At 41.6% G+C, this 12,491-nt stretch carries 15 protein-coding genes and 2 pseudogenes; 12 read left to right on the top strand and 5 right to left on the bottom strand.

The genetic code is table 11. The annotated features are described in order from the left end of the window. Window positions 1-10 precede the first annotated feature (10 nt). From NSS60_RS12135 to NSS60_RS12115, 5 genes and pseudogenes are all read left to right on the top strand, one after another. Window positions 11-769, top strand: a complete 759-nt coding sequence (locus NSS60_RS12135; RefSeq protein WP_230456260.1) for a thiazole synthase — start codon at window positions 11-13, stop codon at window positions 767-769. Further along, the gene (locus tag NSS60_RS12130) at window positions 769-1,788 is read left to right on the top strand and encodes a MoeB/ThiF family adenylyltransferase (protein ID WP_004892164.1); all 1,020 of its coding nucleotides are present in this window, start codon (window positions 769-771) and stop codon (window positions 1,786-1,788) included. The genes NSS60_RS12135 and NSS60_RS12130 overlap by 1 nt, the downstream gene beginning before the upstream one ends. Before the next feature lie 4 nt (window positions 1,789-1,792). Continuing rightward, window positions 1,793-2,602, top strand: a complete 810-nt coding sequence (gene thiD / locus NSS60_RS12125) for a bifunctional hydroxymethylpyrimidine kinase/phosphomethylpyrimidine kinase (protein WP_064214225.1) — start codon at window positions 1,793-1,795, stop codon at window positions 2,600-2,602. Window positions 2,603-2,862: 260 nt separating this feature from the next. Continuing rightward, window positions 2,863-4,128 (top strand): hemolysin family protein, encoded by a 1,266-nt coding sequence (locus NSS60_RS12120; RefSeq protein ID WP_004892161.1) that lies wholly within the window; start codon window positions 2,863-2,865, stop codon window positions 4,126-4,128. A gap of 126 nt (window positions 4,129-4,254) precedes the next feature. After that, window positions 4,255-4,458, top strand: a pseudogene (locus NSS60_RS12115) (amino acid ABC transporter ATP-binding protein); the annotation flags it as partial. Between the two features lie 37 nt (window positions 4,459-4,495). Here the strand turns inward: NSS60_RS12115 and NSS60_RS12110 are convergent. After that, window positions 4,496-4,702, bottom strand: a complete 207-nt coding sequence (locus NSS60_RS12110) for an alpha/beta-type small acid-soluble spore protein (protein ID WP_004892158.1) — start codon at window positions 4,700-4,702, stop codon at window positions 4,496-4,498. A 226-nt stretch (window positions 4,703-4,928) separates the two neighbouring features. On the opposite strand from NSS60_RS12110, the gene NSS60_RS12105 reads away from it, so the two are divergent. After that, window positions 4,929-5,171, top strand: coding sequence for a hypothetical protein (locus tag NSS60_RS12105; protein WP_035018872.1), 243 nt, complete (start codon window positions 4,929-4,931; stop codon window positions 5,169-5,171). A 29-nt stretch (window positions 5,172-5,200) separates the two neighbouring features. Here the strand turns inward: NSS60_RS12105 and NSS60_RS12100 are convergent, their stop codons facing one another. From NSS60_RS12100 to NSS60_RS12090, 3 genes are all read right to left on the bottom strand, one after another. Continuing rightward, on the bottom strand, window positions 5,201-6,313 hold the full coding sequence (locus NSS60_RS12100) for an ABC transporter ATP-binding protein (RefSeq protein WP_004892155.1): 1,113 nt from the start codon (window positions 6,311-6,313) through the stop codon (window positions 5,201-5,203). 111 nt (window positions 6,314-6,424) lie between these two features. After that, window positions 6,425-7,306 carry a PucR family transcriptional regulator gene (locus NSS60_RS12095; protein ID WP_064214226.1) on the bottom strand — a complete coding sequence of 294 codons (882 nt, stop codon included), beginning with the start codon at window positions 7,304-7,306 and terminating at the stop codon, window positions 6,425-6,427. 68 nt (window positions 7,307-7,374) lie between these two features. Then, window positions 7,375-7,524: a hypothetical protein gene (locus NSS60_RS12090; protein ID WP_162471116.1), complete on the bottom strand. Its 150-nt coding sequence runs from the start codon at window positions 7,522-7,524 to the stop codon at window positions 7,375-7,377. 97 nt (window positions 7,525-7,621) lie between these two features. On the opposite strand from NSS60_RS12090, the gene NSS60_RS12085 reads away from it, so the two are divergent. The 5 genes and pseudogenes from NSS60_RS12085 (at window position 7,622) to NSS60_RS12065 (ending at window position 11,973) form a co-directional block, all read left to right on the top strand. Beyond that, window positions 7,622-7,915 carry a hypothetical protein gene (locus tag NSS60_RS12085; protein WP_194947784.1) on the top strand — a complete coding sequence of 98 codons (294 nt, stop codon included), beginning with the start codon at window positions 7,622-7,624 and terminating at the stop codon, window positions 7,913-7,915. Window positions 7,916-7,955: 40 nt separating this feature from the next. Then, window positions 7,956-9,065 (top strand): DUF445 domain-containing protein, encoded by a 1,110-nt coding sequence (locus tag NSS60_RS12080; RefSeq protein ID WP_035018870.1) that lies wholly within the window; start codon window positions 7,956-7,958, stop codon window positions 9,063-9,065. Between the two features lie 62 nt (window positions 9,066-9,127). Next, window positions 9,128-9,472, top strand: coding sequence for a YlbF family regulator (locus NSS60_RS12075; protein WP_004892149.1), 345 nt, complete (start codon window positions 9,128-9,130; stop codon window positions 9,470-9,472). Window positions 9,473-9,543: 71 nt separating this feature from the next. Beyond that, window positions 9,544-10,404 (top strand): Cof-type HAD-IIB family hydrolase, encoded by an 861-nt coding sequence (locus tag NSS60_RS12070; RefSeq protein WP_004892147.1) that lies wholly within the window; start codon window positions 9,544-9,546, stop codon window positions 10,402-10,404. A 78-nt stretch (window positions 10,405-10,482) separates the two neighbouring features. Beyond that, a pseudogene (locus tag NSS60_RS12065) lies at window positions 10,483-11,973 on the top strand (coproporphyrinogen III oxidase). 19 nt (window positions 11,974-11,992) lie between these two features. On the opposite strand, the gene NSS60_RS12060 reads toward NSS60_RS12065, so the two are convergent. Further along, a complete protein-coding gene (locus tag NSS60_RS12060) occupies window positions 11,993-12,178 on the bottom strand; it encodes a YhzD family protein (protein WP_035018868.1) in 186 nt (61 codons plus the stop codon). Between the two features lie 120 nt (window positions 12,179-12,298). On the opposite strand from NSS60_RS12060, the gene NSS60_RS12055 reads away from it, so the two are divergent. Further along, on the top strand, window positions 12,299-12,466 hold the full coding sequence (locus NSS60_RS12055; RefSeq protein WP_004892137.1) for a sporulation YhaL family protein: 168 nt from the start codon (window positions 12,299-12,301) through the stop codon (window positions 12,464-12,466). Window positions 12,467-12,491: the final 25 nt, after the last annotated feature.

Here is a 12,491-nt window from a genome sequence, read left to right as displayed (position 1 = left end):
TATGTTATAAATCGGGCCATATACATTTCAATCTCGCTTATTGCTTGGTACAGGGAAATATCCAAATATCGACATTCAAAAAGAAGCGGTTGAAGCGTCGGGGGCAGAAATTTTAACGTTTGCGGTAAGACGGATGAACATTTTCGCACCCGATCAACCGAATTTTTTAGAAAAAATAGATGTAACGAAATATAAACTGCTACCGAATACGGCAGGAGCAAAAACAGCAGAGGAAGCGGTGCGCATCGCTCGTTTAGCGAAAGCTTCTGGGCTTTGTGATATGGTGAAAGTAGAAGTGATTGGGTGCGATCAAACGTTGTTGCCTGATCCTGTCGAGACGTTAAAAGCGACAGAAGTGTTATTAGAAGAAGGATTTATCGTTTTGCCGTACACGTCAGATGATGTTGTGCTAGCGAAGCGACTGCAACAACTCGGTTGCCATGCGATCATGCCCGGCGCCTCACCGATCGGATCAGGACAAGGAATTATCAATCCGTTAAACATTCAATTCATTATTGAACAAGCAACCGTCCCTGTGATTATTGACGCAGGCATTGGCGGACCGGCAGATGCGGCATTGGCAATGGAATTAGGGGCGGATGGAGTATTGCTAAATACAGCTGTTGCTTCTGCGAAAGATCCGGTAAAAATGGCGAAGGCGATGAAGCTTGCGATTGAGGCAGGGAGACTTGGATATGAAGCAGGGCGCATTCCAAAAAAGAAATATGCTACAGCGAGTAGCCCGAGCGAAGGGATGAGCATCGTCTAATGGATCGTTATTCACGCCAACAACTGTTTGCTCCCATTGGGGAAAAAGGACAACAACACATTCGTGAAAAACATGTGCTCATTATCGGTGCTGGGGCGCTTGGAGCGGCAAACGCGGAGACGCTTGTACGAGCAGGGGTTGGAAAAATAACGATTGTTGATCGCGACTATGTGGAATGGAGCAATTTACAGCGTCAGCAGCTATATACGGAAGAAGATGCAATCAAACGCCTGCCAAAAGCGATGGCGGCCGCTACGCATTTGCGCGCGATAAATAGCGACGTTGTTATCGAGCCGATCGTGGCGGATGCAGATGCGCGGTTGCTTGAGTATCTTGTGGCACACGATCGCCCTCATGTTATCATCGATAGTACCGATAATTTCGATGTGCGGATGATCATTAACGATGTTTCACAAAAGTATGCTGTGCCATGGATTTATGGGGCGTGTGTAGGTAGTTATGGATTAAGTTATGTGATTATCCCAAATGAAACGCCATGTTTACGTTGCTTTCTCGAAGATGTGCCACTTGGTGCTGCTACGTGTGATACAGTCGGAATCATTAGCCCTGTCGTCCATATGGTTGTTGCACATCAAACGGCTGAAGCATTAAAAATTTTAGTAGGTGATAAACGTATAAACCGCAAGCTCGTTTCGTTTGATGTATGGCACGGACAATATCGGATGATCGATGTGCACAAGTTAAAAAAAGACGCTTGTTCGTCGTGTGGTGAAAAACGAATATATCCAGCCCTCCAATATGAAAATGAAACGAAATTTGCGGTATTGTGCGGACGTGAGACGGTACAAATTCGCCCTGCGCAACGAGGGGAGCGCGAATGGACAACACTCATTTCTTTTTTACAGCAACAAGGCATTCGTATTGAACAAAATGAATATTTACTTGCGTTTACCATTCATCCTTATCGTTTTGTCGTCTTTTCCGATGGGCGTGTATTCATTCATGGGACAAATGATATTCAGGAAGCGAAGAGACTATATTATCAATATTTGGGGTGAAAGAATGGTATATAAAGCATTGACGATTGCCGGTTCCGATAGTGGAGGCGGAGCGGGCATTCAAGCGGATTTAAAAACATTTCATCAATTACACGTGTTTGGCATGTCAGCCATCACAGCTGTAACGGCGCAAAATACGCTCGGTGTACAAGGAGTGTACCCGCTCCCTCTTGAAGCGATTGAAAAACAAATGGATTCGGTTGCTGTCGATTTGCCGCCAGATGCAGTGAAAACAGGCATGTTATTTAATGAAGAAATTATTGAGCTAGTTGCTCGTAAAATAAAACAGTATGGCTGGGTTCGTGTCGTTGTCGATCCGGTGATGATTGCAAAAGGTGGTGCCCCATTGTTAAAGGAAGAAGCGATTGAAGCGTTCAAACGTCATATGTTGCCACTTGCTTATGTGTTAACGCCAAACATTCCAGAAGCGGAAGTGTTAACGAATATGCGAATTGAAACGTTAGAGGATCGAAAAGAGGCAGCAAAAAAGCTTCATGACATGGGCGTTCGGCACGTTGTCATGAAGGGTGGACATGGGGAAGGCAACGAACTTGTCGACATCTTATACGACGGTGAACAATTTTATGAATGGAAAAGCAAGCGGATCGATACAAAACATACGCATGGAACCGGCTGCACATTTGCCGCAGCGATTACAGCACAACTTGCAAAAGGAAAAACAATATATGAAGCAGTAGATGTGGCGAAACGATTTATCCACGCAGCTGTTGAACAAACGTTACAAATTGGCAGCGGGCATGGTCCGACGAACCATTGGGCGTTTCATGAATCAGAAAAATGTTCACATCATTGACAAACAAAATCGTTCCTACCATTGTTAAAATAAAAATGGGGAATATATTGATGGAGGGGACGAACAAGTGGAAGAACTTTCAATTACACTAAATATTACGTACGTATTGCTTTTAACTTTTTTTATCGGTACAATGTTGATCGAGTCATAATGAACGACTGCGCGTATGTGTGGTCGTTTTCTTTTTCAGTTAAATTTGGTATGATAAACGTATATATTTATAGTGAATCCATTTTTTTCATTAGGAGCGTGAATGTTCGTTGGGAGATCTGCCTCTGAGTTTAATTTTTTTACTCATTGTTTTAATTTTATTATCCGCTTTTTTTTCAGCTTCAGAAACAGCGTTTTCAAGCGTCAATAAAATTCGTTTAAAAAATTATGTCGATGAAAAACGACGCGGCAGTAAAAAAGCACTATATATTGCAGAAAACTTCGATCAAGCGCTCTCTACTATTTTAGTCGGGAACAATATCGTGAACATTGCCGCAGCATCTATCTCAGCTAAAGTGGCAACCGATTTGTTTGGTGGCAGCACAGGACTTGTCATTAGCACGGTTGGTATGACGATTTTAATTTTAATTTTCGGGGAAGTGTTGCCAAAGTCATTGGCGAAAGAACATGCCGAGTCGTTTTCGCTTCTTATTTCTGACGTGCTGTATATGTTAATCCAACTGTTTACTCCCGTTACAGCGCTACTTGTTATGTTGAAAAAAGTTGTATCGAAACTTGTTGGTCAGCGAACAGATGTACCTTCTGTGACAGAAGAAGAAATTAAAGTGATGGTGAACTTAAGTGAAGAAGAAGGAGTAATCGACAATAAAGAGAAAGAACTTGTTCATCGTTCGCTCGATTTTAACGACATTTTAGTTGGCGAAATTTTCACGCCACGTATCGATATGGTTGCAGTAGAAGTGAATCAACCAGTTGAAGAAATTCGCGATATTTTTTTACGCGAACGATATTCGCGCGTTCCTGTATATGAAGGAGACATTGATAACGTCATCGGAATTTTATCGGAAAGCGACTTTTTCAGTCAACTCGTACAAGGAAAAGAAGTAAACGTGCGCCAATTGTTGCGCACGCCGCTATTTGTCGTGGAGTCGATGCGCATTTCCACTTTGTTGCCGGAATTGCAAAAAAGTAAAGTGCATATGGCAATCGTCATCGACGAGTTTGGCGGTACGTCCGGACTCATTACGTTGGAAGACATTTTGGAACAAATTGTCGGCGAAATATGGGATGAACATGACGAAGCAGTGAAAACGTTTCAAAAAATTAATGATTACGAATATGAATTTAATGCAGAATTGCCGCTTGATGAGTTTTGCGACATTTTGGGCATTGATGAGTTAGAAAGTTCTTCCCATACGCTCGGCGGCTGGGTGTTTGAAATGTTTGAACGCATCCCTACCGTCGGCGAATCATTTGAATATGAGTCATTAACGGTCACTGTCCGTCAAGTTGAAAATCGGCGCATCCGAAAAGTGCTCGTCCGCATTCGTGAACCGATTGTGGAAAACGTGTAAAAAGGGAGCAATTTGCTCCTTTTTTTATGGGAAAATCGAACAACGGTTAATACGTCGTGCGATAAACGGATAAGGAGAGCTACAATGTTAGTTGTTGAAGGGTTGCGTAAAACGTTTGGAGATCGTCAAGTATTAAAAGTGATGAAAGATTTAGCGAATGAAGGGATGACGATGGTCGTTGTGACCCATGAAATGCGCTTTGCTCGTGAAGTGGCTGATGAAGTCATCTTTTTTGACGAAGGAATGATTATTGAGCGTGGTCATCCGGAGCAACTATTTACACATCCGAAACACGAGCGGACGCAACAATTTTTGCGACGTATTCAGTAAAACCCCCAAGCGAAGTGCTTGGGGGTTTTCAGCCATGTTATTTAGTTGTGTAAGATCCACCTAATTGTTGTTGCGCCATTGCAACAAGACGTTTTGTAATTTCGCCACCAACTGAACCGTTTGCGCGTGATGTTGCATCTGGTCCAAGGTTTACACCAAATTCTTGAGCGATTTCGTACTTCATTTGATCAATTGCCTGTTGTGCACCGTATACTAATAATTGGTTTGTTTTTGTGTTTGCCATGTTCAATCATCTCCTCGTTACATTTTTTTATGGTTGGGTTAGCTGGATTTGCACCAGCAACGCGTGATCGTTTTTCACGCTGCCAAGCTTGGCTTAACCCATCGAATGTTGTTTGCTTGCTTGTACTACTATTTTGGGGAAAAAACATGTTATTATTCTTTTTTTTATGTGGTAATTTTTTGTGTAGCGGGAAAGATAATGGAAAATAGCGAAGCGAGGGATGAAAATGAACATTTGTCCGTTATGTAATGCCTTGCGGACAATCGTTTTTTATTGTGATCAATGTGGGGAAAAATTAAAAGACGAAGGGAAATTAACAGATTATTTTGATGATTATAGTCCGTATATGGATGCAGATGTGATGAAAATGGTCGATGGATACGCACATACGAGAAAAAGACACGTATGTGTTCATTTGTTTCATTGTCGCCATTGCGATGATGATGTTGTTCGGTTTATTCAAGAATAAAAGCCCGCTCAAGCGAACGGGCTTTCCATTTATTTTTCACTATTTGAACGAATGCGCAATTCTGTATTGACATCGAAGAAATGTGCTTTATTCATATCTAACGCAAGGTCGATCGTTTGACCTGCTTTTACGTCTGTGCGCGCATCAACGCGTGCAACGAATTCTTGGCCGCTAATTTGTGAATATACCATAATTTCTGCGCCAAGCAATTCTGCGACTTCGACATGAGCGCTTACCTTTGTGTTTTGTGATGCTTCAAGAAATACAGGCTCATCATGGAAGTCTTCCGGACGAATACCTAAAATAACTTCTTTGCCCACGTAACCTTGCTCACGAAGCACTTTCATTTTTCCTTCTGGCACGGCAATTTTTACGTCACCGATCACGAATACGCCGTCTTGTAGGACGCCACGCAAGAAGTTCATCGCTGGTGAGCCGATAAATCCGCCGACGAAAATATTTTCCGGCTTTTCATACACTTCTTTTGGTGTACCGACTTGTTGAATGACGCCATCTTTCATAACGACAAGGCGCGTCGCCATCGTCATCGCTTCTGTTTGGTCGTGTGTGACATAAATAGTCGTTGTGCCTAAACGTTGATGAAGTTTTGCGATTTCTGCGCGCATTTGTACACGCAACTTTGCATCTAAGTTAGAGAGGGGTTCGTCCATTAAAAATACTTTCGCATCACGTACAATCGCACGTCCTAATGCCACGCGTTGGCGCTGACCGCCAGATAACGCTTTCGGCTTGCGGTCCAAATATTGCTCAAGACCGAGAATGCGTGCAGCTTCGCGAACGCGACGATCGATTTCATCTTTTGGGAACTTGCGTAATTTTAATCCAAACGCCATGTTGTCATATACGCTCATATGCGGATAAAGCGCATAGTTTTGGAATACCATCGCGATGTCACGATCTTTTGGTGCTACATCGTTCATCCGTTTTCCATCGATGTAAAAATCACCTTTTGAAATTTCCTCAAGTCCCGCAATCATCCGAAGCGTTGTTGATTTTCCGCAACCGGATGGACCGACGAATACGATAAATTCTTTATCTTGAATGTGTAAGTTAAAGTCTTTTACAGCTGTGACGTTGTTGTCATAAATTTTATACACATGTTCTAAACGAAGCTCAGCCATATGTATGCCTCCTTATGCAATCGATTTCATTTGATTTAAGCATATAGAAAAACGAACGAAGCGTAAATGGACAACGTGCACAAAAAAAGAAAACGTTTTCGGGCAATGTGCCTAATGGTGTTCGTGAAGCAAAATCGCTAAATATACAGTCAGTGCCCCTTTAAACTGTTTGATATCAATACTTGTTTTTTCGATAAACTTATCGATACGATATTGCAAACTATTGCGGTGCATATGAAGTTTTTTCGCTGCGAGCGAAACGTTTAAATTGCATTCAAAAAACGTCTTTATTGTTTTCAACATGTCGTGCTCTCGTTTTACCGCCTGTAAAAACATCGTCGCATATGTCATCTCCTCACCGCTAATAAGCAGAAGAGGAAAGATGTCTTCAATACAGTAAACACGTTGAGCGGGATTGTGTTTCAGCCCGACGTGAAAATATCGTTTTTCCGCTGCGAATATACGAGCAAGTTCAACGGAATGGAGGCATTTTTGTCCAATATATGCTCGCAATTGAATGTAAAAATCACTGCATAGCGTGTCGATCCATTCGTGAAGGGTAGAGGCAACGCTTTCTTCTTTTTGTTCAATCACGATCCATTGTTGTTCTGTTTCTGAAATAATCGTCACATCGTAAGGGAAAAGCGACTGGATCGCTTCCGTAAAATCACGTGTGTCAACTGTTCCTTTTTGTATGTAAAAGTAAATAAATCGTGTATGTGTCGAGGGAGGTAATTGTTCAAAAGCATGTTCCGCACCATGAATTAAAAAACGATACCATGCTTGTTGTTGTTTGTTCATCTGAGCAGTTACGGCTTCATACGGTGTAAACAATGTGGCTAATAGTGCACGTTCTTTTTGCGTGAGCATTTCTTTTTTGATACCGAAAAGCTCACCATGTTCTGTAGAAAACCACTCGTACGCATGTCGTTCATTCACTTGTCCATATTCAACAAGCGCATCTCGATAATATGCTCGTAATTTTTCTAACATGTATGTCCATTCCTTTCGTCTCTCCTCACGACTATTATACAAAAAGCGGCGAGAAAATGCTCGCCGCCTCATTTTACTTCATGTGGTGGTTGTTCCGTTTGTACATCACGCGCTTCTTCAATATTCGTGGCGCGATGGCATGAATATACATAGCCTCCCGCCATGCCTTCATTGATCATACGATCGATGTCCCATTCATAATTATCGCGTTCTTTCATCATACATGCCCCCTTATTCATTATTTTGTATGAACGGAAAAAAAGTATACATCATTCACGTTGTGCGCACATATATTCATAACGAGAGGTGAAAATGATGATTGTTCAGCTTTTACATGCATTGACGAATTACGATTTAGATGAAGAGGAAGAAGCGCTTATTCGTTATTTATATGTACTGCACATCGGAAAAGAATGGGATAGAGAAAAGAAAGAGAAAAAAGATGATTGGCGACAACAATTTGAGAAAATGAACATATATAAAGAAGCATGGTGTGCATCAGAACATGCGACAGAACGAGAAGTATTCCGGTTGTTGTTATGTAAATGTTTGAAACAGTTGCATAAGCAGTTATCGCACATTTGCGCTCATAGCGGACAAGCCCTATAATGAATGGTTAGAATAGCTTATTGGCAGAAGGGAGATCGTTATGGGGCTTTTTCTTTATTTATTATTTATGATCGTGGTTGGAGCATTTATTGGGGGAATGACAAATTCCCTTGCGATTAAAATGCTTTTTCGACCGTATCGTCCGATATATATTGCAGGAAAAAGACTACCATTCACACCTGGACTTATTCCGAAACGGAGAGAGGAATTAGCGGAACAACTTGGACGTATGGTTGTGGAACATTTATTAACAGCGGAAGGGTTGCGTCGAAAATTAAACGACCCATCGTTCGTTCAAGATATGACGAACTACGTGCAAGAAGAAGTAGAAAAATGGCTACAATCAGATCGAACTGTTGAACAATGGCTGAAGCAATTCGGGATGCCAGATCCGAAACAAACGGCAGAAACATGGATAGAAACGAAATATAAAACGTTCATGTCGCAATATCGTCAACGTTCGCTTCATGAAATCATTCCAATTGAGGTATTACAAAAAATAGATCATGCTATTCCTTCGATTGTCGATCGCTTATTGCTCCGTTTGCGCACGTATGTTGAGAGTGAGCAAGGAGAACGTCAAATTGAGCATATGATCAATGAATTTTTACAAAGCCGAGGCATGTTTGGCAATATGCTTCAAATGTTTCTTGGCAACGTTAGTTTGGCGGAAAAAATTCGCCCGGAAATCGTGAAATTTTTACAAAGTGAAGGAGCAAAACAGCTGCTTGTGCAACTATTCATAAACGAATGGGAAAAAGTGAAGGAGATGCGTATACATGAGGTGGAGCAAATAATCGATCAAGAAAAAATCGTCGTATGGGTGAAACGTCTCACCGCATTCATTGTACAAGAGCCGCTCCAAAAACCGCTTGGTGCACTCGTTGCACCTTATGTGCGGCATTCATTACCGACGCTCGTTCGCTTCCTTTTACAATTTGCTTCCGAACGCATCGAACGATGGATGAAACAGCTTCATTTGCAAGATATCGTTCGTGAAGAAGTCGCATCGTTTTCTGTTGAACGGCTAGAAGAAATGATTTTAACAATTTCGCGCCGTGAATTTAAAATGATTACGTATTTAGGGGCTTTGCTAGGTGGGATCATCGGGCTCATTCAAGGTTGTATCACGTTTTTCGTTCAAATGTAGACATACAGCGGCCGCTTCGATCATAGGGTAAAAAGAAAAGGAAAATGAGAGGAGTGTGCCGCATGGACGTCCTTCAAGCCATTCACGAGCTTTCAATAGCGATTCGTACAAGTGAGCCATTTGCCGAGCTTCGCCGCGCCTACGAGCAAGTGCAGCGCGATCCGACAGCGCATCAGTTATTCACGAAATTTCGTGCGCTACAAAAACAGCTCCAACAAAAACAAATGAGCGGATTCCCGGTCAGCGATGCAGATGTCGAATTGTTGCAACAACATTTACATATTATTGAAATGAATGAAAACATTGCGCGGCTCATTCATGCCGAAGAACGTTTAAACGAGTTGTTTGCCAAAGCGATGAATGCGATGATTCAGCCAATTGACGAACTATATGACGGACACTCATAAAAATGGGTGTTCTTTTTTTTCCCCCCTTGTCATACGTATGAATGAAGCCAAGACATCGAGGGGGGACGTTCATGTATAAATTACTTGCGCTAAATATTGACGGAACATTATTAAAATCGAATGGCAAGTTGGAGAAAAAAACGAAAGAAGCGATCGATTTTGTGAAGAAAAAAGATGTGTATGTGACTTTGATGACGTCAAGAAACTTTTTATCAGCGAAAAAAGTAGCGAAGGCGTTGAAGCTAGATTCGTATTTAGTGACGTTTCGAGGGGCGCTTGTTGCAAAGTCGTTAGAAGAAAGGCTACACGCCTCTGTCATTCCAGCGCAAAAAACGTTCGATATTGTACACGTGCTTGAGCATTTCAATTGCAACGTACGCTTGCTTCACGAACGGTATTCGATCGGAAATCGAAAAAAAATAAAAAACAACATGATTGCGAAGACAATTTTAGGAGATCCATTTTTTTATCCGGCACAATTTGTTGACTCGTTAAGTGACGTGTTGCGCGACGATCCGATTGATGTAATGAAAATCGATGTGTTTTACTCGAAAGAAGATGAATGTGATGAAATTGTTGAAACGATCACACATGCATTTCCAGACGTTTCTCTCAGCGTGAGCGATGGAAAAATTGAATTGTTGCCAACAAACGTTTCAAAACTAAATGGGTTAATTCGGCTTGGAAACGAGCTCGGCATTTCGTTAAAAGAAATGGTCGTCATCGGTGACCATTTGGACGATATGCCAGCCATTGAAGCGGCCGGTCTTGGCGTTGCGATGGGAAATGCTTCAAAAGAAGTCAAAGCTGTTGCTGACTGGGTGACGCGTTCAAACGACCAACTTGGTGTCGCATATATGATTAAAGAACATTTTCGGAAACAACATCGTCCTCAGTTTTTACGTCAAATTCGCACAATCGAGAAAAAATAATTTCCGTTTCTTGACGAGCTTTTCGCTTCTTCTGTACACTTAAATGAGTTTAATACTTCGAAGCGAAAGGTGATTTCATTGCGTATTCATATTTGCGGACTTGAGCCGGTGGATCGTTTTCAACGTTCCCTTGAGGTCATTACCGGTTTATTTTTTGAAGAGGCAACGCTCTCTTTTATGGCGACAGAAGAAGCGGAAGTACGTGTGACGATGGATATACAACAAGGAGACCGCCTTGTTGTTAGTGGTACGTTGCAACATGAACACGGTCGCACGTATGAGGCTTATCACGCACGATCGTGGAAGACAGAAGAAGAAAAAGGACGCATGAAACAAGTGAAACATGCGGTTTCCTATATATATTTATCTCTTATGCAGCAATATACAGACTTTGTGCAACAATGGGGTATTTTAACAGGTGTTCGTCCAGTGAAATTATTGCATCAAAAATTGCGCTCTGGCTTAACGAGAGAAGAAGCACATCGCGAGTTGCGCGAAGATTATTTAGTGACGGATGAAAAAATTCAGCTTATGCAACAAATTGTTGATCGTCAGTTGACAGTTGTTCCAGATCTTTAAGATTTATCGAACGAAGTAAGCATTTATATTGGCATTCCGTTTTGTCCGACGAAATGCGCGTATTGTACATTCCCAGCCTACGCGATTCAAGGAAAACAAGGATCTGTTGATTCCTTTTTATTCGGATTGCATTACGAAATGGAACAAATCGGGAAATTTTTAAAAGAGCGCAACATTCCGATTACGACTATTTATTACGGTGGCGGCACGCCAACAAGCATTACGGCAGAGGAAATGGATGCACTATATGCGCACATGTATCGTGTGTTTCCAAACGTTGAACGCGTACGTGAAATTACAGTTGAAGCTGGAAGACCAGATACAATTACACCGGAGAAGCTTGCGGTGTTAAAAAAATGGAACATCGACCGCATTAGCATTAATCCGCAATCATATATTCAAGAAACGTTGCGAGCAATTGGGCGTCATCATACGGTGGAAGAGACGATTGAGAAATTTCATCTTGCCCGCGAGGCAGGGATGAACAATATTAATATGGATTTAATTATCGGCTTGCCAGGAGAAGGTGTTGAACAGTTTTGTTATACGCTTGAGCAAACGGAAAAGCTCATGCCGGAGTCGTTGACGGTGCATACGTTGTCGTTTAAGCGTGCGTCGGAAATGACGAAAAATAAGGAAAAGTATAAAGTAGCGGATCGTGATGAAATTAATGAAATGATGAAACGTGCGGAACGATGGACGAAAGAAAAAGGGTATGTGCCGTATTATTTATATCGCCAAAAAAATATTCTCGGCAATTTAGAAAACGTCGGTTACGCTTTACCGGGTCAAGAAAGCATTTATAACATTATGATTATGGAAGAGCAACAGTCGATCATCGGGCTGGGATGTGGAGCGTCAAGCAAATTCGTGCATCCAAAAACAAAAGCGATTACGCATTTTGCCAATCCGAAAGAGCCGAAAGCGTATAATGAAAATTACGAACATTACACAAACGAAAAATTAAAAATGATGGCACAATTATTTTAGCCCCGAGATGATCGGGGCTTTATCGATGAAATAAAATCAATTTGCCGCTCGATGTTGTACAGCGATGCGTTTTATGTTCAAATTGTTTTTCTTTTAATTTTTGCTCGCCGATTCGTTTTGCTTCTTCATCATTTGCGGCAGTAAATGTTTCATCAAGCAGTTTTTCTCCTGTTTTTTCAAAGACAGTAAGCGTATATGTCTTCATCTTCCCCACCCCTTTCCTTTGCATGTATTCGCTCATTCACGCTTATTTCCTTCTTTATACGTCTATTTTTCTAGTTGTTTGCATATGTGTAAAGTAAGACAAGCTTAAAGGAGGATGCACATGCTTATTACATTGCTTCTTGCAGGCATTATCATTAGCGGATATATGGCGATTCGCACAGCAAGAGAAGAAAGGAAAATAGATGAAAAGCTGTTAGAAAAAGAAGGAGAAGTGTATATGGAGCGCATTCGGCAAGCGCGCGAGCAACGTCAGAAGGCCTTGGAATAAACAAGGTCTTTTATTTTTTTAAAAA

It is taken from the genome of Anoxybacillus sp. FSL W8-0382, assembly GCF_038003845.1.
Taxonomy (GTDB): Bacteria; Bacillota; Bacilli; order Bacillales; family Anoxybacillaceae; genus Anoxybacillus; species Anoxybacillus flavithermus_G.
This window is presented reverse-complemented; position numbering and strand designations above follow the sequence as displayed.

Excerpts from the sequence above, each read along its gene's own strand:
- NSS60_RS12080 (WP_035018870.1), top strand. The coding sequence starts at position 7,956 with ATGGGGCTTTTTCTTTATTTATTATTTATGATCGTGGTTGGAGCATTT.
- thiD (WP_064214225.1), top strand. The coding sequence starts at position 1,793 with ATGGTATATAAAGCATTGACGATTGCCGGTTCCGATAGTGGAGGCGGA.
- NSS60_RS12085 (WP_194947784.1), top strand. The coding sequence starts at position 7,622 with ATGATTGTTCAGCTTTTACATGCATTGACGAATTACGATTTAGATGAA.
- NSS60_RS12095 (WP_064214226.1), bottom strand. The coding sequence starts at position 7,306 with ATGTTAGAAAAATTACGAGCATATTATCGAGATGCGCTTGTTGAATAT.
- NSS60_RS12090 (WP_162471116.1), bottom strand. The coding sequence starts at position 7,524 with ATGAAAGAACGCGATAATTATGAATGGGACATCGATCGTATGATCAAT.
- NSS60_RS12070 (WP_004892147.1), top strand. The coding sequence starts at position 9,544 with ATGTATAAATTACTTGCGCTAAATATTGACGGAACATTATTAAAATCG.
- NSS60_RS12100 (WP_004892155.1), bottom strand. The coding sequence starts at position 6,313 with ATGGCTGAGCTTCGTTTAGAACATGTGTATAAAATTTATGACAACAAC.
- NSS60_RS12110 (WP_004892158.1), bottom strand. The coding sequence starts at position 4,702 with ATGGCAAACACAAAAACAAACCAATTATTAGTATACGGTGCACAACAG.
- NSS60_RS12075 (WP_004892149.1), top strand. The coding sequence starts at position 9,128 with ATGGACGTCCTTCAAGCCATTCACGAGCTTTCAATAGCGATTCGTACA.
- NSS60_RS12055 (WP_004892137.1), top strand. The coding sequence starts at position 12,299 with ATGCTTATTACATTGCTTCTTGCAGGCATTATCATTAGCGGATATATG.
- NSS60_RS12060 (WP_035018868.1), bottom strand. The coding sequence starts at position 12,178 with ATGAAGACATATACGCTTACTGTCTTTGAAAAAACAGGAGAAAAACTG.
- NSS60_RS12105 (WP_035018872.1), top strand. The coding sequence starts at position 4,929 with ATGAACATTTGTCCGTTATGTAATGCCTTGCGGACAATCGTTTTTTAT.
- NSS60_RS12130 (WP_004892164.1), top strand. The coding sequence starts at position 769 with ATGGATCGTTATTCACGCCAACAACTGTTTGCTCCCATTGGGGAAAAA.